The sequence below is a fragment of the Methylomonas rhizoryzae genome, from assembly GCF_008632455.1.
Lineage (GTDB): Bacteria > Pseudomonadota > Gammaproteobacteria > Methylococcales > Methylomonadaceae > Methylomonas > Methylomonas rhizoryzae.
Map to the genome: position 1 here is coordinate 546,052 of NZ_CP043929.1, position 17,184 is coordinate 563,235.

The window sequence follows — 17,184 nt, forward strand, 5'->3', positions numbered from 1 at the left end:
ATGTCATTAGGTCTTGTTGGTCGTAAGTGCGGGATGACGCGGATTTTCAATGAAGACGGTACTTCAGTACCGGTCACCGTGCTGCACATAGACTCGAATCGTGTTATTCAAGTAAAAAACATAGAAATAGACGGTTATCGCGCTGTGCAAATAGCTGCCGGGCACATAAAGTCGTCAAAAATTAATAAAGCAATGGCCGGGCACTACGCTACCGCAAATGTGACTGCGGGTAGAGGTTTGTGGGAGTTTAGGCTAGGCGAAAGTGAAGGCGTCGATTTGACTGCGGGTTCAGAGCTTTCTGTTAGCGTATTCGAGGCCGGCCAACAAGTCGATGTTTGCGGCATTAGCATAGGTAAAGGTTTTGCTGGTACCGTTAAACGGTATAACTTTAGAACTCAAGACGCTACGCATGGGAATTCGCGTTCACATAGGGTGCCTGGATCTAACGGTATGAACCAAACTCCGGGTCGCGTATTTAAAGGAAAGAAAATGTGTGGCCACATGGGGGCGGAAAAGACCACCGTTCAGAATCTGACTATTCACTCTATCGATATAGAGAAAAGTTTGATTCTGGTAAAGGGGGCGGTTCCGGGGGCTAAGGGCGGAGATGTTACCATCACACCAGCAGTTAAAAGTAAATAAAGGTTACGTTATGAGTTTGCAAGTTCCTGATATCGAAAGCCAACAAGCCGGTAGTGAAGTATCAGAATCTGTTTTCGGGCAGTCGTTCAATGAAACTTTAGTTCACCAGTTAGTAGTTAAGCACATGGCCGCCGCAAGATCTGGCACCAAAGCGCAGAAAAATCGTTCTGCAGTTAGTGGTGGTGGCAGCAAGCCATTCAGGCAAAAAGGCACGGGTCGCGCACGAGCTGGTACTACTAGAGGTCCTATTTGGAGGTCAGGAGGAGTGGCGTTCGCAGCTCAGCCTCGTTCATTTGACCAAAAACTGAATAAAAAAATGTATCGCTCGGGCCTTCGTTCCATATTCTCCGAGTTATTAAGGCAAAGCCGTTTAGCGGTATGCGATAGTATATTTCCTTCAGCACCGAAAACTAAAGAGCTCGTGGCGAAACTAAAGGACTTGGATGCAAAGCGCGTGCTGTTGCTTGTAGAAGATCTGAACGAGAATTTGATTCTAGCAGCACGTAATATGCCTTATGTTGCGGTGATGACGCCATTAAGCGTCGATCCAGTTACTTTAGTATCAGCTGACAAAGTATTGGTAACCAGTTTGGCGCTTAAGCAATTAGAGGAACGTTTGTCATGAACAACTATAAATTACGACTAGCGACTGTTTTGACTGCCCCGGTGATCTCAGAGAAAAGCGCCGTAATTGCGGAAAGTAATCAATACGTATTTCGGGTGTTGAAAAGCGCTACAAAGCTTGAAATTAAAAACGCTGTAGAAGCGATGTTTGATGTAAAAGTTGATGCTGTTCGGGTGTTAAACGTTAAAGGCAAGGTCAAGCGTTTTGGCCGTAGCTTGGGTAAGCGCTCGGATTGGAAAAAAGCATACATCAAGCTTCAGTCCGGTTATGCAATCGAACTGGCCTCAGCATAGGCAAATAGCAATTTTAGGAATGGGTAGAACAGCATGGCTATTCTAAAATCAAAACCGACCTCTCCAGGATCTCGGTTTGTGGTGCGTGTAAAAAACGATAACTTGTATAAGGGTAAGCCATTTGCGCCGCTACTAGACAAGAAATCGAAAACAGGCGGTCGAAATAATGCAGGTAGAATAACCACTCGCCATGTTGGCGGGGGGCATAAAAAATTCTATCGGATTGTCGATTTCAAACGAAACAAAACAGAAGTTCCTGCCGTTGTTGAGCGAATCGAATATGACCCGAATCGGACTGCGAACATTGCGTTGCTGCTCTTCAAAGACGGCGAACGCAGATACATTATTGCACCAAAGGGCATAGAAGTTGGCCAAGAAGTAATGAGCGGAGAGACCACGCCGGTCAAGCCAGGCAATTGTATGCCGCTTAGAAATATACCTTTGGGTGCTGTGCTACATTGCGTTGAATTGAAGCCAGGTAAAGGTGCTCAGTTGGCTCGTAGCGCGGGCACTTCTGTTCAGCTCGTTGCTAAAGATGGAGCTTATGTCACATTAAGGCTGCGCTCTGGCGAGATGCGCAAAGTACCTTCTGATTGCAAAGGTGTAGTCGGAGAAGTGTCCAATTCCGAACATAATTTGATTTCTCTGGGGAAAGCAGGCGCAAAGCGTTGGCGAGGCGTTAGGCCGACCGTTAGAGGGGTGGCAATGAACCCGGTAGACCATCCGCACGGTGGTGGTGAAGGCAGGACCTCAGGTGGGCGTCATCCAGTATCTCCATGGGGTACGCCGACAAAAGGATACAAAACACGCAAAAACAAACGCACTGACAATATGATCGTCAGACGCCGCAAGCAGAAATAACAGGGGTATAAAACGTGCCACGTTCAATTAAGAAAGGTCCTTTTATTGACCATCATTTGCTGAAAAAAGTAGAAGAAGCTGTGAGGGCGAATAATCGGAAACCGATTAAAACATGGTCTAGAAGATCGATGATAAGTCCTGAAATGTTGGGCTTGACGATAGCTGTCCATAATGGAAAACAACACATTCCGGTTCTAATTACGGAAAACATGGTCGGACACAAATTGGGTGAGTTTTCCCCGACGCGTACCTATAAAGGCCATATCGTAGATAAGAAATCCAGATAGGAGGATGTGTGGAAGTTTCAGCGAAATTAAGCAACGCGCCCTTATCGGCCCAAAAAGCCAGATTAGTGGGTGATCAGATAAGAGGTTTGTCAGTAGAAAAAGCACTAAACGTTCTTGCATTTAGTCCAAAGAAAGCGGCCGGTATCTTCAAAAAGGTTTTGGAGTCAGCAATCGCGAATGCAGAACACAACGAAAATGCCGACATCGACGACTTAAAAGTTTCTACCGTGTTTGTAAACGAGGGGCGTGTGATGAAGCGAATAGCTGCACGGGCGAAAGGGCGAGCGAACCACATTCTTAAGAGAACGTGTCACATTACTGTAACTGTAGCGGAAAGTTAATAGAGGTTAAAAATGGGTCAGAAAGTTCATCCTACAGGTATACGCCTTGGGATAGTTAAAGATTGGACGTCCAGATGGTACGCAAACAGCCAGAACTACCCCGTTCTACTCCTGCAGGACCTCAAAGTTCGCGAATATATTAAAAAGAAGTTGGCGCACGCTTCAGTAAGCAGAGTGCAAATCAACAGACCGGCTAATAACGCCAATATCACTGTACATACCGCCCGGCCTGGCATTGTAATAGGAAAGAAAGGCGAAGATATCGATGTACTTAGGCAAGATATCTCGGCGATGATGGGCGTTCCCGTTCAATTGAACGTGGAAGAAATCAGAAAGCCGGAGTTAGATGCTTATCTTGTGGCTGAAAGCATTGCCCAGCAGTTGGAAAAGCGGATCATGTACCGTCGTGCAATGAAGCGAGCGGTAACAAATACAATGAGGTTAGGTGCGGAAGGAATTAAAATAACCGTTGCCGGACGTTTGAATGGTGCTGAAATCGCAAGAACAGAATGGTACAGAGAAGGGAGGGTTCCACTTCACACTTTGCGCGCTGACATTGATTACGGTACAGCCGAGGCAAAAACCACGTATGGAATCATAGGCATCAAGGTTTGGATCTTTAAAGGTGAAGTGTTTGATCTTGACGCTCATACCGCTTCTTTGAATTCAGATTCGAAAAAGTAACAACGGAGTCAAGACTATGCTTCAGCCGAAAAGAACAAAGTTTAGAAAGCAACAAACCAATCGAAACAATGGAATAGCTACCAGGGGATCTTCGGTTAGCTTTGGCGAATATGGATTGAAGTCCATTAGTCGTGGTAGAATGACCGCCCGCCAAATTGAAGCTGCTCGAAGAGCGATAAGTCGGCACGTAAAGCGTGGCGGCAAAATTTGGATACGGATTTTCCCGGATAAGCCGATCACAAAAAAACCGTTAGAAGTTCGTATGGGTAAAGGCAAGGGTAGTGTAGAATATTGGGTTGCACAAATTAAGCCTGGTACCATGTTGTTCGAAATTGAAGGCGTTTCAGAAGAAATGGCCCGCGAAGCTTTCACTCTGGCGGCAGCGAAGTTACCGGTAAAAACCACCTTTTCAGCACGGACAATAATGTGATGAAAGCAAAAGAACTGCGTGAGAAGTCGAAAGAAGAGCTGCTTACTTCTCTATATGAATTAGCTCGTGAACAATTTAATTTACGGATGCAAAAAAGTATAGGGCAATCTACAAAATCGAGCCAAATTAAACAAGTTAGGCGCGATATTGCCCGTATTCACACTATTTTGGGCGAAAAGGATAAAGGCGTGATATGAGTGAAAATCCAGAGAAAGTACGTACTTTAACCGGTCGTGTAATCAGCAATAAAATGGATAAAACTGCTTCAGTCTTGGTCGAGCGCTTGGTTAAGCATCCGGTCTATGGCAAATATGTCAAGCGGTCGACAAAGTTTTTAGTGCACGACGAAAGCAATTTATGTCAGCAAGGGGATCTTGTTAGCATTACTTCGTGCCGGCCGATTTCAAAAAGAAAAACGTTTAAACTGGTAGAAGTATTAGAGGCTTCTAGCAAATAAATATATTAAGTACATTTTTAGGAATTCAAAATGATTCAGATGCAAACTAGCCTTGACGTCGCCGACAATAGTGGCGCAAAAAAGGTCATGTGTATCAAGGTCCTTGGTGGTTCGCACCGGCGATACGCCGGAATTGGGGATATTATCAAGGTCAGCGTCAAAGACGCAATGCCCCGCACTCGCGTCAAAAAAGGTGATGTTTATAATGCGCTAGTAGTTAGAACGCGTAAAGGCGTGCGTCGTCCGGATGGTTCGGTAATAAGATTTGACGGTAACGCAGCAGTCATTTTGAATAATCAACTACAACCTATCGGTACTCGTATATTCGGGCCTGTTACCAGAGAGCTTAGGGGGGATAAATTTATGAAAATTATTTCTTTAGCTCCAGAAGTGTTGTAAGCGAGGTCCGAGGCGATGGATAAAATCAGACAAGGCGATGAAATAATTGTTATCGCTGGGAAAGAAAAAGGTAAATTAGGAAAAGTCGTTAAAAAACTAAATAACGATAAGCTAGTTATAGATGGCGTTAATACCGTTAAGAAGCATCAGCGTGGTAATCCAAACCTTGGGATTGCTGGCGGTATTGTCGAAAAAAATATGCCTATTCATATTTCAAATGTTGCTATTTACAACCCAAAAACAAAAAAAGCTGATCGGGTAGGATTTAAAACTTTGGACAGCGGGAAAAAAGTTCGTTTGTTTAAATCCACTAGTGAAGTTGTCGATTTATAAGTTTGGGGGTAGATGTGGCAAGACTTGAAGAGAAATATAAACAAGACATTGTGCCTGCATTGTTAGCACAATTTGAGTACAAATCGGTCATGCAAGTGCCGAAGTTGACCAAGATCACTTTGAATATGGGGGTTGGCGAGGCAATTGCAGATAAGAAAATTCTGCAATCAGCGGTATCCGATTTGGAAAAAATATCCGGGCAAAAAGCAGTTATTACGTTAGCCAGAAAATCAATCGCAGGTTTTAAAATTCGTGACGGAATGCCTATCGGGTGCAAAGTAACTTTGCGTGGCGCCAAAATGTATGAATTTTTTGATCGATTGATAACAATAGCAATTCCGAGAGTAAGAGATTTTCGGGGAGTTAGCTCTAGAGCTTTCGATGGTCGCGGTAACTATACTTTAGGGATTAAAGAGCAGATTATTTTCCCGGAAATCGATTACGATAAAATTGATGCCTTACGTGGGATGGATATCTGTATCACTACAACTGCTAAATCCGATGAAGAAGGGTTAGCATTGTTGAAACAGTTTAACTTTCCATTCAGAAACTGAGGGCAATTTATGGCTAAAAAATCTATGATTGCGCGTGAAGTGAAGCGCGCTAAGCTTATAAAAAAATATAAATCAAAGCGAGATGCTTTAAAAAAAGTTATTAGTTCTCCAAGTTCTTCTATTGAAGATAAAGAGTCTGCGCAACTTCAATTACAGAAACTTCCACGAGATTCCAGTAAAGCACGGTTACGAAACAGATGTAATTTAACTGGCCGCCCACATGGTTATTATCGTAAATTTGGGCTTAGCCGTAATAAATTACGGGAAGCTACGATGCGTGGCGATGTCCCTGGTGTAGCGAAAGCGAGCTGGTAAATCTTTATCGGGTTTGTGGAGAAATAACAAATGAGTATGACAGATCCAATCGCAGATATGCTTACCAGAATTAGAAATGGTCAAGCTGCTGGAAAAAAAAGCGTCAAGCTACCCTCGTCTAAATTGAAGTCGGCGATAGCGAAAGTATTAAAAGAAGAAGGATATATCACGGATTTTCAGATCGAAGAAATTGGATCGCATAAAGAAATGACTATTGTATTGAAATACTACAATGGCGTGCCTGTGATAGAGAGGGTGAGCAGAGTTAGCAGGCCCGGGCTAAGGATATATAAATCAAAAGATGAGTTGCCTAAGGTGCTCGGTGGGTTGGGGATAGCTATAGTTTCTACTTCCAATGGGGTGATGACCGATCGCGCCGCTAGAGCTATAGGCCATGGCGGCGAAGTGATTTGCACGGTATGCTAACAAATAGGAGGGTTAAATGTCACGTGTAGCAAATGCACCTATTACGTTACCTACCGGTGTAGAGGTAAAAATGGTTGGTGCTGTCATTCAAGTATCCGGGAAATTAGGCGAGCTATCGTTTTGTGTGCCGCAGTCGGTAGGCATAACCATTGAAAATAGTCAAATCGCAATTACTTGGAATGACAGTATAAAAAATGCAAAAGCATTTGCAGGAACCACTCGAGCTTCTGTTGCCAACATGGTTAAAGGAGTATCCGAGGGGTTTGTAAAAAAGATGCAATTAGTGGGTGTTGGTTATCGGGCTCAAATATCAGGCCAAAAGCTTACGCTATCTCTTGGGTATTCCAATCCAGTCGAATATATAGTTCCCGAGGGAATCGTTGTAGAAGCGCCGTCTCAAACAGAATTACTAGTTAAAGGCAGTAACAGGCAGCAAGTTGGACAAGTGGCTTCTGAAATTCGCGCATTTCGGCCACCTGAGCCTTATAAAGGTAAAGGTGTAAAGCTGGCTGACGAGTTCATTGCTCGTAAAGAAGCTAAGAAAAAGTAGGTAATAGAAATGGATAAGAAATCTGCGAGAATGAAGCGAGCAATAAAGCTGCGCTGCAAAATAAAGAAGCAAGCCGTTCATCGACTGACTATACATAAAACTTCTCAGCATATTTATGCACAAATATTAAGTGTAGATGGTTGTTCAACTTTAGCTGCTGCATCGACTGTGCAAGCCGAAGTGAAGGCTCTGGTCGGACGTACCGGTAACATTAATGCTGCAGTTGAAGTGGGGCGAAAAATTGCTGAAAAAGCGTTGGCTGCCGGTGTCAATGAGGTTGCGTTTGATCGTTCTGGATTTAAATATCACGGGCGAATAAAAGCCCTTGCTGATGCAGCGCGTGAAGCTGGTTTGAATTTTTAGGAGTAAGTTAAGATGGCAACAGCAACAGCGCAACAAGGTAGCAGCGACGGTTTGCAGGAGAAACTTGTTTCTGTTCGGCGAGTCGCTAAAGTGGTAAAAGGCGGTAGAGTATTCGGCTTCGCCGCGCTCACCGTTGTTGGTGATGGCGAGGGTAGGGTTGGATACGGCGTATCTAAAGCTAGAGAGGTACCGGTAGCTATCCAAAAATCGCTTGAACAAGCTAGAAAAAACATGCGCAAAGTGGCGCTCAATCAAGGAACATTGCAATACTCGATTACTTCGAATGTTGGTGCCGCAAAGATATATATGCAACCTGCATCTGAAGGTACCGGAATTATCGCGGGTGGTGCAATGCGGGCTGTATTTGAAGTCGTTGGGGTGCACAATGTTTTGGCAAAGTGTATAGGTACAAGCAACCCTATCAATGTAGTTAGAGCTACCATAGAAGGCTTAACTTCGATGCGAGATCCTAAACAAATCGCAGCGAAACGCGGTTTAAGCGTAGATCAAATCATGGGGCAATGAAATGGCCGACAAAAAACTTAAAGTGACAATGGTCAAAAGTAAAAATGGCCGACTAGAAAAGCACCTGCAATGTCTTAAAGGATTGGGATTAAGTCGTATTCGCCAAACAGTGGAGGTAATCGATACCCCGGAAAATAGGGGTATGATCAATAAAATCTCTTATATGGTCACGGTGGAGAAGGCATAATGTTTCTTAATTCTATTGCCTCAGCAAACGGGGCGCGTAAAAAGTCTAAGCGAGTCGGTCGTGGTATTGGTTGCACTGACGGTAAAACTTGTGGTCGTGGTCATAAAGGTCAAAAAGCGCGCGCAGGTGGTTATCACAAGGTTGGCTTTGAAGGTGGTCAAATGCCGCTGCAAAGACGTTTGCCGAAAGTTGGTTTTAACTCTGCCATGGCAAAATTTTCAGCAGAAGTCAGGTTAAGCGAGCTAGAAGGGCTTCATGTCGAAGTAATCGATATTGATGTTTTAAAAAAATACAGCGTTATAGCTGCTGCGGTATCAAAAGTTAAGGTAATCAAGTCGGGAAATCTATCTAGGCCTGTTTATATTAAGGGCTTGCAAGTTACGCCGGGCGCTAAAGAAGTAATCGAAGCTGTCGGCGGAAAAATCGAGGCATGACGCTGTGAGTAAACAAGGTTTTGATGTGCCGGTAGGTAAGTTTCAGTTCGGGGAGCTGAGAGCTAGGCTGGGTTTTGTTTTGGGTGCATTTATAGTATACAGAATAGGAGCTCACATTCCTGTGCCGGGCATAAATCCGGATGCTCTTGCTGCTATGTTTGCGCAGCAAGGTGGTTCGATTCTAGACATGTTCAACATGTTTTCGGGTGGTGCCTTAATGCGACTAAGTCTTTTCGCACTGGGCATTATGCCTTACATTTCTGCATCAATTATTATGCAGTTAATGACGATTGTGGTCCCTGCTTTAGAGCAAATTAAAAAAGAGGGGGAGTCGGGGCGGCGAAAAATTACTCAGTACACTCGATATGCGACTGTAGTGCTTGCCTCTTTCCAGTCGGTTGGAATTGCTATAGCTCTTCAAAATCAAACTGCAGGAGGTATGTCTGTAGTTATCAATCCTGGTGCTGTGTTTGTAGTGGTTACTGCTATTACGTTGGTAACTGGGACAATATTTCTGATGTGGCTTGGCGAACAAGTCACCGAGCGAGGGCTAGGTAACGGTATTTCCTTAATTATATTTGCTGGTATAGTATCTGGCTTGCCTTCTGCAATCGGGGGGACTCTGGAATTAGCGCAAACCGGTGAAATGAACGGTGCATTCATTGTTCTGCTATTTTTGATTTCCATTCTTGTGACTGCCCTAGTTGTGTTTGTTGAAAGGGCGCAGAGACGGATAACTATTAATTATCCTAAGCGGCAACAAGGCAATAAAGTTTATGCAGGACAGTCCTCCTTTTTGCCGCTTAAGCTTAATATGGCCGGAGTGATTCCGCCGATTTTCGCATCAAGTATTATTCTTTTTCCTGCTACAGTCGCAGGGTGGTTCGGGCATATTGACGGATTCGCGTGGCTAACTGAAATATCGACAGTTTTGTCACCGGGTCAGCCTGTTTACGTAATGTTCTATGCGTTGGCAATAATTTTCTTCTGTTTTTTTTATACCGCTCTCGTTTTTAACTCTAAAGAAACGGCAGAGAATTTGAAAAAATCCGGAGCATTTTTACCGGGCATAAGGCCAGGTGTTCATACCACTTTTTATATAGACAAAGTAATGTCTAGGCTCACTTTATTCGGTGCTATTTATATAACTCTGATTTGTCTGCTGCCGGAGTTTTTGATTGTCTATTGGAATGTTCCATTCTCGTTTGGCGGCACTTCGCTTTTAATCATTGTGGTAGTTGTAATGGATTTTATTTCGCAAATGCAGACTCATTTGATGTCCCAGCAGTATGAGGGGCTTATGAAAAAGGCAAATTTAAAAAGAAACTAATTCAATTACAAATACTGTTGAGGGTAATCAATATGAAAGTTCGGGCATCAATAAAGCCAATTTGTAAAAACTGTAAAGTAGTTAAGCGTTCTGGCGTTGTAAGAGTGATTTGTAAAGACGGTCGTCATAAGCAGCGTCAAGGATAGATTTTTTTTGTCTATATAGTATAATGGATAGTTTTAAACTGATTATCGCTCGGGAGAACGCATAATGGCTCGTATTGCCGGAATTAACGTGCCGGACCATAAGCACGCCGAAATTGCTTTAACAGCGATTTATGGTGTTGGTCGACCAACTGCAAAAGTGATTTGCACGAAGGTTGGTATTAAAGCAACCGCCAAGCTTAAAGATTTGACCGAAGAGCAGATCGAATCGATTAGGAAAACAATCGCTGCTATGACTGTCGAAGGTGATTTGCGTAGAGAAGTTTCGATGAATATTAAGCGCCTAATGGACCTTGGTTGTTATAGGGGTATTAGACACAGAAGAGGCCTGCCTTTGAGAGGACAGCGTACTCGTACAAACGCAAGAACACGAAAAGGGCCAAGAAAGCCTGTTACTAAATAATATTTTGGTTTAAATAAGTATGGCTACCCAAACCAGAACAAAAAAACGAATACGCAAAGAAGTTGCTGATGGTATTGCACACGTTCATGCGTCGTTTAATAACACAATCGTAACCATCACTGATAGAAAAGGTAACGCCCTGTCGTGGGCGACCTCCGGTGGTTCGGGCTTTAGAGGCTCAAGAAAAAGTACTCCTTTCGCGGCGCAAGTGGCTGCCGAAAAAGCGGGTCAAGTTGCACTTGAATATGGTGTAAAAAATTTAGATGTTATGATTAAAGGCCCTGGACCAGGAAGGGAGTCTGCTGTGCGCTCATTAAATGCGCTGGGTTTTAAAATTTCCAACATCGTCGACGTTACCCCTATTCCCCACAATGGCTGTCGACCACCCAAAAAACGTAGAGTTTAATAGCGGAATTTTACACAATGGCTAGATATATTGGACCGGTATGCAAGCTTGCCAGGCGCGAAGGAACTGATCTGTTTCTTAAAAGCCGAGGCAAATCATTAGATAGTAAATGTAAACAAGATCAAAAGCCTGGACAGCACGGAGCAAAGCGTTCTCGAAATTCCGACTATGCGTTGCAGCTTCGCGCAAAACAACGGTTGAGAAGAATTTACGGGGTTTTGGAAAAGCAGTTTAGAAACTATTATAAAACTGCGGATCAAAAAAAAGGAGCTACAGGCCAGAACTTGCTAGACATTTTGGAGTCTCGCTTGGATAACGTAGTTTATCGAATGGGGTTTGCTTGTACTCGAGCGGAAGCAAGGCAATTAGTATCTCATAAAGCGGTTTTAGTTAACGATGCTTTGATCAATGTTCCTTCTTATCATGTATCCGCTGGTGACACGGTGAGTATTAGAGAAAACGCTAAGAGTCAACAACGTATTAAAGACGCTATAACTGTCGCAGAGCAATACGGCTTTCCGCAATGGGTTGAAGTTGATACTAAGAAATTGGCTGGTCAATTTAAATCGGTTCCTGATCGAATTGATCTTGGCTCAGAGATTAATGAACAGCTTGTTGTCGAATTATATTCAAAATAAGTGTGACTTAAAAGGTTAACAGAAATATGCATAACGCTGTAGCGGGGTTGCTTAGGCCTAAGCTAGTCGAAGTTGTAAGCCAAGGCATGTATCATTCCAGAATCATTATAGAGCCACTGGAAAGAGGATTCGGGCATTCTCTTGGTAATGCGCTTAGGCGGGTGATTTTGTCTTCAATTCCAGGGTGCGCGGTAACGGAAGTATCAATTGCCGGAGTAGTCCATGAGTTTACATCTATCGAAGGGATTCAGGAAGATGTCATCGATATACTACTTAATTTAAAAAAGCTTTCAGTTATACTGCATGGGAAAGATGAGGTTGTATTGACATTATCTAAAACCGGTGTTGGGCCTGTCAAAGCAAGTGATATTCAGTCTATCAGCAGTGTAGAAATTATAAACCCCGAGCTTGTTATCGCTCATCTAACTCAAGATAAACAACTGGATATTAAGATTAAAATCGAACGGGGCAGGGGGTATATACCTGCAGCCCTACGAAAAGAGATGAATGAAGACAGCCCAGTCGGAGTGCTTCTGGTAGATGCTATGTTCAGTCCTGTCGTGAAGGTTGCATATCATGTTGAAAGCACTAGGGTAGAGCAGCGAACTAATCTAGACCGGTTAGTGATTGATCTGGAAACCAATGGTTCAGTAGATCCCGAAAAAGTCATTAAGGATGCTGCTTCAATTTTACATGACCAATTGTCTGTGTTTGTAGATTTCGAAAAGGTTAAAGAGACTCAACCTGAAGAAATTAATACCGAAGAGGATTCGTTCGATCCTATTCTGCTAAGACCTGTAGATGATCTTGAGCTTACTGTCAGATCTGCAAATTGCTTGAAAGCTGAAAACATTTTTTATATTGGTGATTTAATTCAACGAACTGAGGTTGAATTACTTAGAACTCCAAATCTTGGTAAGAAGTCATTAACTGAAATTAAAGATATTCTTGCGATAAAAGGGTTGTCTTTGGGGATGAGGCTCGAAAACTGGCCCCCTGAAAATCTCGCTGACCATTCCAATAATTGAACAACAGATTGCAAAAATGAGACATCGTAAAGTAGGCAGGCAACTAAATCTTAACAGTAGCCATCGGAATGCATTATTTTCTAATCTGGCTAGTTCGCTAATAAAAGAGGAACTGATCAAAACAACTTTGCCGAAAGCAAAAGAGCTTCGAATGTTTGCGGAGCCTCTTATTACGCTATCAAAAGAAGATAGCGTTGCAAAGCGGCGCCGAGTATTTGCTAAATTGCAGGATAGAGATGCGGTCACTAAACTCTTTGCTGTGCTTGGTCCGAGATTCTCTGGGCGGAACGGAGGGTATCTTCGTATCATTAAATGCGGATATCGAAGTGGTGATAATGCGCCTATGGCATACGTAGAGCTTGTTGATCGCGATAACTAACTCACGGAATTAATATATTGCTGGTGTAGCTCAGTTGGTAGAGCAGCTGATTTGTAATCAGCCGGTCGCGGGTTCGAGTCCCATCACCAGCTCCATAAAATCAAAGGCTTAGGTATTTTTACCTGGGCCTTTTTTATTTTGAGCCACCAAGGAATCACCAGGAAAGAAAGCGAGCGATGGTAATTAGCGGTAATCTTCTTTTGCCGACCACGCGCTCACTTTCCCCGGCGGGATGGGCGTTGTTACCTGTCGGCGATGGGGTGGTGTTTCTCCACCCCACGGCAGTGCTGTTTCATGATGTTGGTGTTCGGAATATCCGAGCGCATTTTTGTAAAGCACGTTAATCCAGCGCGTATTTTTTGCGTTTACGCCAGAAAGTCGCTCTGCTCATGCCCGCATAGCGCGCCGCATCGGCTACCCGCCCATCGTTCATTTGCAAGGCTTCGCGTATGACTTCGGCTTCGCTGCGAATCGGCATTTGCGTGGCGATTGCTGCCGGTTCGGCCAGTGGCTCGCGAAATTCCGGCGGCAATTCCTCTATCGTCAGTTCGTTGCCGCGACCTACCGCAAACACGTATTCCACGACATTCTTCAATTCGCGCACATTGCCCGGCCAGCGATAATTCAGCAGTATCCGCATCGCATCCGGCGCGATAGCATCCAGCCGCCTTCGGCTTTGCCGGTTATGTTGTTCGATACAGTGCCACAACAACAGTTGTATGTCGCCGCGCCGTTCGCGCAAGGGCGGTAAAAAGACGGGCACGACTCGCAAGCGATACATCAAGTCCTCCCTAAACCGGCCGGCTTTAACTTCCTCGCGCAACGATCGGTGCGTGGCGGCGATAATCCGCACGTCCACCGATACCGGCGCATCGCCGCCTACCGGAATAAAGCTCTGTTCCTGTAGCACTCTAAGCAACTTCGCTTGCAATTCCAGCGGTAATTCCGCCACTTCGTCCAAAAACAAGGTGCCGCCATGCGCGCGCTGGAATAATCCGGCATGGTTGCGAACCGCTCCGGTAAAAGCGCCCTTGACGTGGCCGAACAACTCGCTCTCCAACAAGCTCGGTGTCAACGCCGCACAGTTAATCGCTAAAAACGGTCCGTTGCGGCGATTACTTTCCAGGTGTAACGCGTGAGCCACCAATTCTTTGCCGGTTCCGGATTCCCCGCGTATCAACACCGTCACGTCGGTTTCCGCCACGTTATGAATAATTTTTAATGCCTGCAGCATCTTAGGATCGCAGGATAAAATTCCGTGAAATTGTTGACAGGTAGCCGTGTGCCGTTGCGTAGCATGGGCTTCTTTTGTCTGCCGCGCCAACAGGTAAAGCGCACCTAAAACGCGTGCTTGCTCATTGCACATCAAGCCGGTTTTTACCAGACAGTCGGCATGGCCGCCGTTGAGCAAGTCGAACGACACTGTTTGCGGTTCGAGGTTCGTGTCGGCTTGCCTTGTACCCGGCTTAAGCGCATTGGCCGCCGTCGGTCCCACCAGGCCAGCCAGGTTTTTGCCGACAGCGTCTGCCGCACTGATTCCTAGCAGAGACAAAGCGCCCTCGCTGCAAAACAATACGGTTCCTGTCGTATTTACCGCCATTGCCGCAGCGCCGCTTAGCGTTGCCAAGGTAGCAATCACCTTTACCGATCCGATTTGCTCAAGCCAATCCTCAAAAGTCACTAACTGTTTCACGCTGCCCGTTTAACGTTTCAATAACGTTTCAAATGTATCACATTTGTTTCAATGTTTCATAATGAAACCGGCACGCGGCAAGCTATCGCTCTGCTCTCGACCTGCTATCGCTTGAATCATCAGGCTTATAAAGCCGATAGGCCGTGAAGCGATTTGGCACGACAATTGATATAAGATAATTAGACTATTCTAATTTATAGGCAATTTGAGGAGCTTCCCATGATTTTCCGCCAACTGTTCGAAACCGAAACGTCGACTTTTACTTATTTATTGGGTTGCGAGCGCACCGGAAAAGCGGTGTTGATAGACCCGGTTGCATCGGAAGTCGAGCATTACCTTGCCTTGTTGCGAGACCTGCAATTAAAGCTGGTTTACACCTTCGAAACCCATGTGCATGCGGACCATATCACCGGCGCCGGCTTATTGCGCGACAGTCTCGGCAGCAAAAGCGTGGTGCATCGCGACGCCGGCGCAATGTGCGCCGATTTACTCGTCAGCGACGGTGTCAGCTTGCAAGTGGGCGATTTGGAATTCCTCATCAAACACACTCCCGGTCATACCGGCGGTTGCGTGAGCTACGTGATGGCGGATCGGGTGTTTACCGGCGATGCGTTATTGATAGGCGGCAGCGGCCGCACCGACTTCCAACAAGGCGACGCCGGCCAATTGTACGACAGCATAACCGGCAAATTATTTAGTTTGCCGCCGGATACCCTGGTCTACCCCGGCCATGATTATCAAGGCAATACCGTATCGACTATCAAGCAGGAAATGGCCAAAAACGCCCGCTTAGGCCAAGGCCGCAGTCGGGAAGAATTCATAGCTATCATGAAGGAGTTGAAGCTAGCCTATCCCAAGTACATTGAGCAAGCCTTACCCGCAAACCAGTCCTGCGGATCCGTTGCGGCTCAAGACTAGGAGAAAAGCATGCTGTTGACCTTGCTTTTGTCTTTAGTGATCGGGCTGCTTTTAGGTTTACTGGGTGGCGGCGGATCGATCTTGACGGTGCCGATGCTGGTTTATCTGCTGGGCGTTCCGGCCAAAACTGCGATTACCACCTCGTTTGTCGTGGTCGGCTTGTCCAGCATCATCGCGTTGATTCCGCATGCGCGCCGTCACTCGGTGTGTTGGAAAAGCGGTTTGTTTTTCGGCCTGTCCGGCATGGTGGGCGCTTTTGGCGGCGGACGCCTTGCCGGACTTTTTTCCGCCGATTGGTTAATGACATTGTTCGGCCTGATTTGCATCGCAACAGGCATCATGATGTTACGTGGCAAAAAAGCCGAGCGCTCTGCGCCGAAAGCCGCGGCCATCGTTTCGGTGTGCCCATTGACGGTACCTTACCGGCGGGTTCTGTTCGACGGTTTGTTAGTTGGCGGCCTAACGGGAATGATAGGCGTGGGCGGCGGCTTTTTAATTGTCCCCGCACTCGCGCTGTGGGTTGGCCTGCCTATGCATGGCGCGATCGGCACCTCGTTATTGGTCATCATCATGAATGCACTCGCCGGCTTGGCTGGCTATAGCCAGCATGCAGAACTGGACCTCGACCTCACTATCATCGTTTCCGCAGGCGCATTAGTCGGCAGTGCGCTGGGCGCGGGGATTTCCGGCTTCATTAACGAAGCGAAACTTCGCCGAGCATTCGGCGTAACCGTTGTAGCGATAGGCGTTTACGTATTGACTCAGTCCGTCAGCGAGGATTTGATCGCCAGCAGCGAGGTATGGCTGGAAAACATCGGGCATAGTATCGGCTTGGTATTGGGCTTGGCAGGGTTAGCAATCTTGATCCGCTTCGGCCGATGGCTACACACGCTGGAGAACGTTAATTTTTCCGGCAAACATTCCGCAGACAGGCAATAAGTCATGTCGATCGAACGCATACTACACACACGCATGGCTTTAAAGAGCAAAGCCGACGAGTTAGGCAACTTGTTGATTGAAGCGTTTCACTATCTAGCCTTATTCGTCATCGGTGCCAGTATCGTTTGGGCGGCTGTCGTCGATTACGGCAGCATGATGAGGCAAGGCAAAGCCAGCATGGGTGACATTTTGCTGCTATTTATATACTTGGAATTGGGCGCCATGGTCGGCATTTATTTCAAAACCAACGTGATGCCGGTGCGCTGCTTGATTTACATCGCCATTACGGCATTGGCCCGCTTGTTGATTGCCGACGTGCAAATGCACCACCAAACCGGTTTGGGCATTTTATGGGTTTCTCTGGCGATATTCGTGTTGGCAATTTCAACGCGGCTGATTTTAAAGCCCCCCGCGGATAGCGGCTAGACATACGCCAATTTCACAATTTATTAGTCCAACTCAACGACAGGAGAGATTAACAACGCTAAATTATCGCCTCGGCGCCTAAAGTTTCACGACCAGCTCAACAAGGAAGGTTCTCTACAACAACTATTACAACAAACCGCTTCAGGTTGAGGAG

31 protein-coding genes and 1 tRNA gene are annotated in these 17,184 nt (G+C 45.6%); 31 read left to right on the forward strand and 1 reads right to left on the reverse strand.

Features of this window, described 5'->3' with window-relative positions; all coding sequences use genetic code 11:
- The 28 genes from rplC to F1E05_RS02635 all read left to right on the forward strand — a co-directional run bounded on the left by rplC (position 1) and on the right by F1E05_RS02635 (position 13,149).
- Positions 1–642, forward strand: coding sequence for a 50S ribosomal protein L3 (gene rplC, locus F1E05_RS02500; RefSeq protein WP_150046448.1), 642 nt, complete (start codon positions 1–3; stop codon positions 640–642).
- Between the two features lie 10 nt (positions 643–652).
- Positions 653–1,267, forward strand: a complete 615-nt coding sequence (gene rplD, locus F1E05_RS02505) for a 50S ribosomal protein L4 (RefSeq protein ID WP_150046449.1) — start codon at positions 653–655, stop codon at positions 1,265–1,267.
- Complete coding sequence (gene rplW / locus F1E05_RS02510; RefSeq protein ID WP_150046451.1) at positions 1,264–1,560, forward strand: 50S ribosomal protein L23; 297 nt, start codon at positions 1,264–1,266, stop codon at positions 1,558–1,560. The genes rplD and rplW overlap by 4 nt, the downstream gene beginning before the upstream one ends.
- 33 nt (positions 1,561–1,593) lie before the next feature.
- Positions 1,594–2,421, forward strand: a complete 828-nt coding sequence (gene rplB, locus F1E05_RS02515) for a 50S ribosomal protein L2 (protein ID WP_150046453.1) — start codon at positions 1,594–1,596, stop codon at positions 2,419–2,421.
- A gap of 14 nt (positions 2,422–2,435) precedes the next feature.
- Entirely contained in the window at positions 2,436–2,708 is a 273-nt protein-coding gene (gene rpsS, locus F1E05_RS02520; protein WP_150046455.1) for a 30S ribosomal protein S19, read from the forward strand.
- An 8-nt stretch (positions 2,709–2,716) separates the two neighbouring features.
- Positions 2,717–3,049, forward strand: a complete 333-nt coding sequence (rplV, locus tag F1E05_RS02525; RefSeq protein WP_150046457.1) for a 50S ribosomal protein L22 — start codon at positions 2,717–2,719, stop codon at positions 3,047–3,049.
- A gap of 12 nt (positions 3,050–3,061) precedes the next feature.
- Positions 3,062–3,733 carry a 30S ribosomal protein S3 gene (gene rpsC, locus F1E05_RS02530; protein ID WP_150046458.1) on the forward strand — a complete coding sequence of 224 codons (672 nt, stop codon included), beginning with the start codon at positions 3,062–3,064 and terminating at the stop codon, positions 3,731–3,733.
- A 16-nt stretch (positions 3,734–3,749) separates the two neighbouring features.
- Entirely contained in the window at positions 3,750–4,163 is a 414-nt protein-coding gene (gene rplP, locus F1E05_RS02535) for a 50S ribosomal protein L16 (protein WP_150046460.1), read from the forward strand.
- Entirely contained in the window at positions 4,163–4,360 is a 198-nt protein-coding gene (gene rpmC / locus F1E05_RS02540; RefSeq protein ID WP_150046462.1) for a 50S ribosomal protein L29, read from the forward strand. Before rplP ends, rpmC begins: the two co-directional genes overlap by 1 nt.
- Entirely contained in the window at positions 4,357–4,620 is a 264-nt protein-coding gene (gene rpsQ / locus F1E05_RS02545) for a 30S ribosomal protein S17 (protein ID WP_150046463.1), read from the forward strand. Before rpmC ends, rpsQ begins: the two co-directional genes overlap by 4 nt.
- A 30-nt stretch (positions 4,621–4,650) precedes the next feature.
- Complete coding sequence (gene rplN, locus F1E05_RS02550; RefSeq protein WP_150046465.1) at positions 4,651–5,019, forward strand: 50S ribosomal protein L14; 369 nt, start codon at positions 4,651–4,653, stop codon at positions 5,017–5,019.
- A gap of 15 nt (positions 5,020–5,034) precedes the next feature.
- Positions 5,035–5,352 carry a 50S ribosomal protein L24 gene (gene rplX / locus F1E05_RS02555; protein ID WP_150046467.1) on the forward strand — a complete coding sequence of 106 codons (318 nt, stop codon included), beginning with the start codon at positions 5,035–5,037 and terminating at the stop codon, positions 5,350–5,352.
- Between the two features lie 14 nt (positions 5,353–5,366).
- A complete protein-coding gene (gene rplE, locus F1E05_RS02560; protein WP_150046469.1) occupies positions 5,367–5,906 on the forward strand; it encodes a 50S ribosomal protein L5 in 540 nt (179 codons plus the stop codon).
- Between the two features lie 9 nt (positions 5,907–5,915).
- Positions 5,916–6,221, forward strand: a complete 306-nt coding sequence (gene rpsN / locus F1E05_RS02565; RefSeq protein WP_150046470.1) for a 30S ribosomal protein S14 — start codon at positions 5,916–5,918, stop codon at positions 6,219–6,221.
- Between the two features lie 30 nt (positions 6,222–6,251).
- Positions 6,252–6,647, forward strand: coding sequence for a 30S ribosomal protein S8 (gene rpsH / locus F1E05_RS02570; protein WP_150046472.1), 396 nt, complete (start codon positions 6,252–6,254; stop codon positions 6,645–6,647).
- 16 nt (positions 6,648–6,663) lie between these two features.
- Entirely contained in the window at positions 6,664–7,197 is a 534-nt protein-coding gene (gene rplF, locus F1E05_RS02575) for a 50S ribosomal protein L6 (protein ID WP_150046474.1), read from the forward strand.
- A gap of 9 nt (positions 7,198–7,206) precedes the next feature.
- A complete protein-coding gene (gene rplR, locus F1E05_RS02580) occupies positions 7,207–7,560 on the forward strand; it encodes a 50S ribosomal protein L18 (RefSeq protein ID WP_150046476.1) in 354 nt (117 codons plus the stop codon).
- Positions 7,561–7,572: 12 nt separating this feature from the next.
- Positions 7,573–8,085: a 30S ribosomal protein S5 gene (rpsE, locus tag F1E05_RS02585; RefSeq protein WP_150046477.1), complete on the forward strand. Its 513-nt coding sequence runs from the start codon at positions 7,573–7,575 to the stop codon at positions 8,083–8,085.
- A 1-nt stretch (position 8,086) separates the two neighbouring features.
- Positions 8,087–8,272: a 50S ribosomal protein L30 gene (rpmD, locus tag F1E05_RS02590; protein ID WP_150046479.1), complete on the forward strand. Its 186-nt coding sequence runs from the start codon at positions 8,087–8,089 to the stop codon at positions 8,270–8,272.
- A complete protein-coding gene (rplO, locus tag F1E05_RS02595) occupies positions 8,272–8,706 on the forward strand; it encodes a 50S ribosomal protein L15 (RefSeq protein ID WP_150046481.1) in 435 nt (144 codons plus the stop codon). The genes rpmD and rplO overlap by 1 nt, the downstream gene beginning before the upstream one ends.
- 4 nt (positions 8,707–8,710) lie before the next feature.
- Entirely contained in the window at positions 8,711–10,036 is a 1,326-nt protein-coding gene (gene secY / locus F1E05_RS02600) for a preprotein translocase subunit SecY (protein WP_190303228.1), read from the forward strand.
- 32 nt (positions 10,037–10,068) lie between these two features.
- Positions 10,069–10,182: a 50S ribosomal protein L36 gene (gene rpmJ, locus F1E05_RS02605; RefSeq protein ID WP_150046483.1), complete on the forward strand. Its 114-nt coding sequence runs from the start codon at positions 10,069–10,071 to the stop codon at positions 10,180–10,182.
- A 64-nt stretch (positions 10,183–10,246) separates the two neighbouring features.
- The gene (gene rpsM / locus F1E05_RS02610) at positions 10,247–10,603 is read left to right on the forward strand and encodes a 30S ribosomal protein S13 (protein WP_150046485.1); all 357 of its coding nucleotides are present in this window, start codon (positions 10,247–10,249) and stop codon (positions 10,601–10,603) included.
- Between the two features lie 19 nt (positions 10,604–10,622).
- Positions 10,623–11,009, forward strand: a complete 387-nt coding sequence (gene rpsK, locus F1E05_RS02615) for a 30S ribosomal protein S11 (protein ID WP_150046487.1) — start codon at positions 10,623–10,625, stop codon at positions 11,007–11,009.
- Between the two features lie 17 nt (positions 11,010–11,026).
- Positions 11,027–11,647: a 30S ribosomal protein S4 gene (rpsD, locus tag F1E05_RS02620; protein ID WP_150046489.1), complete on the forward strand. Its 621-nt coding sequence runs from the start codon at positions 11,027–11,029 to the stop codon at positions 11,645–11,647.
- A gap of 26 nt (positions 11,648–11,673) precedes the next feature.
- Positions 11,674–12,675: a DNA-directed RNA polymerase subunit alpha gene (locus F1E05_RS02625; RefSeq protein WP_150046491.1), complete on the forward strand. Its 1,002-nt coding sequence runs from the start codon at positions 11,674–11,676 to the stop codon at positions 12,673–12,675.
- A 16-nt stretch (positions 12,676–12,691) separates the two neighbouring features.
- Positions 12,692–13,054, forward strand: coding sequence for a 50S ribosomal protein L17 (gene rplQ / locus F1E05_RS02630; RefSeq protein ID WP_150046493.1), 363 nt, complete (start codon positions 12,692–12,694; stop codon positions 13,052–13,054).
- A gap of 19 nt (positions 13,055–13,073) precedes the next feature.
- Positions 13,074–13,149, forward strand: a tRNA-Thr gene (locus tag F1E05_RS02635).
- A 245-nt stretch (positions 13,150–13,394) separates the two neighbouring features.
- Here the strand turns inward: F1E05_RS02635 and F1E05_RS02640 are convergent.
- Positions 13,395–14,747 (reverse strand): sigma-54 interaction domain-containing protein, encoded by a 1,353-nt coding sequence (locus tag F1E05_RS02640; protein ID WP_232056754.1) that lies wholly within the window; start codon positions 14,745–14,747, stop codon positions 13,395–13,397.
- A 219-nt stretch (positions 14,748–14,966) separates the two neighbouring features.
- On the opposite strand from F1E05_RS02640, the gene F1E05_RS02645 reads away from it, so the two are divergent.
- The 3 genes from F1E05_RS02645 to F1E05_RS02655 are packed head-to-tail and all read left to right on the forward strand — an operon-like array spanning position 14,967 to position 17,030.
- A complete protein-coding gene (locus tag F1E05_RS02645; RefSeq protein ID WP_150046494.1) occupies positions 14,967–15,665 on the forward strand; it encodes an MBL fold metallo-hydrolase in 699 nt (232 codons plus the stop codon).
- A 9-nt stretch (positions 15,666–15,674) separates the two neighbouring features.
- A complete protein-coding gene (locus F1E05_RS02650; protein ID WP_150046496.1) occupies positions 15,675–16,604 on the forward strand; it encodes a sulfite exporter TauE/SafE family protein in 930 nt (309 codons plus the stop codon).
- A 33-nt stretch (positions 16,605–16,637) separates the two neighbouring features.
- Positions 16,638–17,030, forward strand: a complete 393-nt coding sequence (locus F1E05_RS02655; protein WP_197737405.1) for a phosphate-starvation-inducible protein PsiE — start codon at positions 16,638–16,640, stop codon at positions 17,028–17,030.
- Positions 17,031–17,184 lie beyond the last annotated feature (154 nt).

What these genes read in the sequence shown, in the direction of transcription:
- rplN (WP_150046465.1), top strand. Translation starts at nt 4,651, where the DNA reads ATGATTCAGATGCAAACTAGCCTTGACGTCGCCGACAATAGTGGCGCA.
- rpsK (WP_150046487.1), top strand. Translation starts at nt 10,623, where the DNA reads ATGGCTACCCAAACCAGAACAAAAAAACGAATACGCAAAGAAGTTGCT.
- rplR (WP_150046476.1), top strand. Translation starts at nt 7,207, where the DNA reads ATGGATAAGAAATCTGCGAGAATGAAGCGAGCAATAAAGCTGCGCTGC.
- rpmC (WP_150046462.1), top strand. Translation starts at nt 4,163, where the DNA reads ATGAAAGCAAAAGAACTGCGTGAGAAGTCGAAAGAAGAGCTGCTTACT.
- rpsM (WP_150046485.1), top strand. Translation starts at nt 10,247, where the DNA reads ATGGCTCGTATTGCCGGAATTAACGTGCCGGACCATAAGCACGCCGAA.
- rpsD (WP_150046489.1), top strand. Translation starts at nt 11,027, where the DNA reads ATGGCTAGATATATTGGACCGGTATGCAAGCTTGCCAGGCGCGAAGGA.
- rpsN (WP_150046470.1), top strand. Translation starts at nt 5,916, where the DNA reads ATGGCTAAAAAATCTATGATTGCGCGTGAAGTGAAGCGCGCTAAGCTT.
- F1E05_RS02645 (WP_150046494.1), top strand. Translation starts at nt 14,967, where the DNA reads ATGATTTTCCGCCAACTGTTCGAAACCGAAACGTCGACTTTTACTTAT.
- rplF (WP_150046474.1), top strand. Translation starts at nt 6,664, where the DNA reads ATGTCACGTGTAGCAAATGCACCTATTACGTTACCTACCGGTGTAGAG.
- rpsH (WP_150046472.1), top strand. Translation starts at nt 6,252, where the DNA reads ATGAGTATGACAGATCCAATCGCAGATATGCTTACCAGAATTAGAAAT.
- rplC (WP_150046448.1), top strand. Translation starts at nt 1, where the DNA reads ATGTCATTAGGTCTTGTTGGTCGTAAGTGCGGGATGACGCGGATTTTC.
- rpsQ (WP_150046463.1), top strand. Translation starts at nt 4,357, where the DNA reads ATGAGTGAAAATCCAGAGAAAGTACGTACTTTAACCGGTCGTGTAATC.
- rplQ (WP_150046493.1), top strand. Translation starts at nt 12,692, where the DNA reads ATGAGACATCGTAAAGTAGGCAGGCAACTAAATCTTAACAGTAGCCAT.
- rplX (WP_150046467.1), top strand. Translation starts at nt 5,035, where the DNA reads ATGGATAAAATCAGACAAGGCGATGAAATAATTGTTATCGCTGGGAAA.
- rpsC (WP_150046458.1), top strand. Translation starts at nt 3,062, where the DNA reads ATGGGTCAGAAAGTTCATCCTACAGGTATACGCCTTGGGATAGTTAAA.
- F1E05_RS02650 (WP_150046496.1), top strand. Translation starts at nt 15,675, where the DNA reads ATGCTGTTGACCTTGCTTTTGTCTTTAGTGATCGGGCTGCTTTTAGGT.
- rpsE (WP_150046477.1), top strand. Translation starts at nt 7,573, where the DNA reads ATGGCAACAGCAACAGCGCAACAAGGTAGCAGCGACGGTTTGCAGGAG.
- rplD (WP_150046449.1), top strand. Translation starts at nt 653, where the DNA reads ATGAGTTTGCAAGTTCCTGATATCGAAAGCCAACAAGCCGGTAGTGAA.
- rplW (WP_150046451.1), top strand. Translation starts at nt 1,264, where the DNA reads ATGAACAACTATAAATTACGACTAGCGACTGTTTTGACTGCCCCGGTG.
- rpmJ (WP_150046483.1), top strand. Translation starts at nt 10,069, where the DNA reads ATGAAAGTTCGGGCATCAATAAAGCCAATTTGTAAAAACTGTAAAGTA.
- rplO (WP_150046481.1), top strand. Translation starts at nt 8,272, where the DNA reads ATGTTTCTTAATTCTATTGCCTCAGCAAACGGGGCGCGTAAAAAGTCT.
- rplP (WP_150046460.1), top strand. Translation starts at nt 3,750, where the DNA reads ATGCTTCAGCCGAAAAGAACAAAGTTTAGAAAGCAACAAACCAATCGA.
- rpmD (WP_150046479.1), top strand. Translation starts at nt 8,087, where the DNA reads ATGGCCGACAAAAAACTTAAAGTGACAATGGTCAAAAGTAAAAATGGC.
- rplB (WP_150046453.1), top strand. Translation starts at nt 1,594, where the DNA reads ATGGCTATTCTAAAATCAAAACCGACCTCTCCAGGATCTCGGTTTGTG.
- F1E05_RS02655 (WP_197737405.1), top strand. Translation starts at nt 16,638, where the DNA reads ATGGCTTTAAAGAGCAAAGCCGACGAGTTAGGCAACTTGTTGATTGAA.
- F1E05_RS02625 (WP_150046491.1), top strand. Translation starts at nt 11,674, where the DNA reads ATGCATAACGCTGTAGCGGGGTTGCTTAGGCCTAAGCTAGTCGAAGTT.